This is a genomic window from Ruminobacter sp. RM87 (assembly GCF_000701925.1).
In the GTDB taxonomy this organism is placed as follows: Bacteria; Pseudomonadota; Gammaproteobacteria; order Enterobacterales; family Succinivibrionaceae; genus Ruminobacter; species Ruminobacter amylophilus.
Map to the genome: position 1 here is coordinate 1 of NZ_JNKD01000105.1, position 2369 is coordinate 2369.

A 2369-nucleotide genomic window follows, 5' to 3' on the forward strand; every position below is an offset into this window, starting at 1 on the left:
CTACTATCTGACTACTTTTCACTGTTACAAATTGCGTAGTTTTGGCTATATATGCCATTTCTGTTAAAATTCAAAAAGGTACTTCTGCATCGTTTTAGTGGTCAACTTTTTCGATCGTTCTACACCAGTTTTCGAAAGGTTGGTTGAACGATTCTGCATCAGAAAACATTGCACACATACCATAACTTTCAGGTTTTAAACAATTATGATGTGAGTAAAATTATAGATCAACATATCACATTTTACATTGATGACAAATAGCTATGTAGCATATATACCCCAGCCACAATAATTAGCAAAATAACCACAGTTTTTAACGAAAACTGAAATGACGTACATATATCAACAATAGTTTCACAAATAAAATCAAACATTTTGCAACCATCTTTTTAAGATACCTACATATACTACTTTGATTATATCTACACGTAAAACATTGTAAACAAAAAGTGATATTTATGTTTAAAAAAAAGAAACTTGTATGGATTGCTGATCGTTAAATTATGCGGTAAAACCGGATGAGATGCTGCTGACGGTTCACCGCTGGTTTGCTCGAAAATCCTGTCCCGGAAATTGGCTATTCGGGAAGTTGGGCGATTTGGCTCAAGCGGTGAATAATCGACTAGGAGCGTAGAAAAAAGCCGATATCAAAGATACCTTCTTCAGTGATATTGTAGATAACCACGTCGAATCACTTATTCAACGCTCTCATGGATTATTGGATAAAAAAGTGGCCAAACAGCTATTGAAAGCTCAGACTGCTGATACCGTAATAAACTATAACTATAGTAAACTTTGCGAAGGTTATGATAAAGGAAAAGGTGGAACTTTATCAAAATTTTCTTTTATTAATTGACCCCATGCTTTTCTAATTTTTAGCAAAAATTCGTTATCTTTTGCAACTCTAATTTGGGTTGTTTTATTTTCTTTTCTATTCATTACGACAAGATCTATTGGTAGACCAACTGACAAATTTGACATAATAGTAGAATCAAAAGAAATCATTGTACATTTCAATGCATTTTCAAGATCTGTAGTATAGTTAACAATGCGATCAATTATAGGTTTTCCATATTTGTTTTCACCGATTTGAAAGTATGGAGTCTCTTCATTTGCAATAATGAAATTACCTTCTGAGTATATGTTATATAGTTCAGGTTCGTTGTTTGCTATATATCCTCCTAACATTAATGAACATGATAATGTAGAAGTATCAATTAACTCTGATTTAGATTCTATAATAGTTTCTCGTAAAATGGTTCCTACTATTTGGGAAATCTCAAATAGAGTAGGTATTTTAAGAATATTGTTATCAGTATTATCTTTAATATTTTGATTTATCTTAGCAATTACACTTTGAGTAGTTGCCAGATTTCCTGCTGATTGAATTACAATTTCTCGATCCTCATTTTTAAAGTAAAAAAGTTTTCGATAAGTTGATATATGATCCATTCCTGCATTAGTTCTAGTATCAGATGCGAAAATAAGACCATCTTTTAATTTCATAGCTACACAATAAGTCACAGTTTGTATCTCCATAGTCAAAATATATTGCACCAAAATAATGATCATAAAATTTTGGAATAAATCCAAGCTGGCGTAATCTATGCATGCATTATTAATACCAACAAAGGAGATTTTCAAAGGATATTTTATGATTAAAGTAAAGTTACCAAATAAAGAGCACTATGATGAAATGATGGATTCTAATGGTGAATGTCGTCTAAATTATAGAAACTATTGCAACTGGCTTTATTCAACAGAGGAGAAAACTTTTGATGAAAAAAGAAGAAAAGCAGAATTGTTATTTCATCGAGTTGGTATTACTTTCAACGTTTATGGGAATAACGAAGGTACTGAAAGATTAATACCTTTTGATCCAATCCCTAGAATAATTTCAGCAGAGGATTGGAAAATTATTGATGCTGGTATTAAGCAAAGAGTAACTGCTTTGAATATGTTTTTGTATGATATTTATCATGAAGGACATATTCTTAAAAGTGGTATTATACCTATTGATTTAATATACAATAATTCTCAATACCAGATTATTATGAAAGATCTTAATTTATATGGAAAAATATATTCTCATATATCAGGTATTGATATTGTTCGAAACAAAGACGGCAACTATTATGTGCTTGAAGATAATTTAAGAACTCCGTCTGGTGTTTCTTATATGATAGAAGACCGCAAAATGATGATGAGACTATATCCTGAAGTTTTCATGCGTCAGCCGGTAGCTCCTGTTGAACATTATCCAAATGTTCTTTTAGAAACTGTTATGAAACGACCTTTGTCAAGCAGAAATTTAGGCAAGACATTTTCCTCAGTGTAAGCACGGCATTGGCCACTCTGTTATACGGGGG

General features: G+C 31.7%; 2 protein-coding genes. One reads left to right on the forward strand and one right to left on the reverse strand.

Going from position 1 to position 2369, the window contains the following annotated elements:
- Positions 1–804 precede the first annotated feature (804 nt).
- Positions 805–1572, reverse strand: a complete 768-nt coding sequence (locus tag T489_RS0112150; protein ID WP_369791981.1) for a proteasome-type protease — start codon at positions 1570–1572, stop codon at positions 805–807.
- An 82-nt stretch (positions 1573–1654) separates the two neighbouring features.
- Between T489_RS0112150 and T489_RS0112155 the strand changes: the two genes are divergently transcribed.
- Entirely contained in the window at positions 1655–2338 is a 684-nt protein-coding gene (locus T489_RS0112155; protein ID WP_051622122.1) for a circularly permuted type 2 ATP-grasp protein, read from the forward strand.
- Positions 2339–2369: the final 31 nt, after the last annotated feature.

What these genes read in the sequence shown, in the direction of transcription:
- T489_RS0112150 (WP_369791981.1), bottom strand. Translation starts at nt 1,572, where the DNA reads ATGATCATTATTTTGGTGCAATATATTTTGACTATGGAGATACAAACT.
- T489_RS0112155 (WP_051622122.1), top strand. Translation starts at nt 1,655, where the DNA reads ATGATTAAAGTAAAGTTACCAAATAAAGAGCACTATGATGAAATGATG.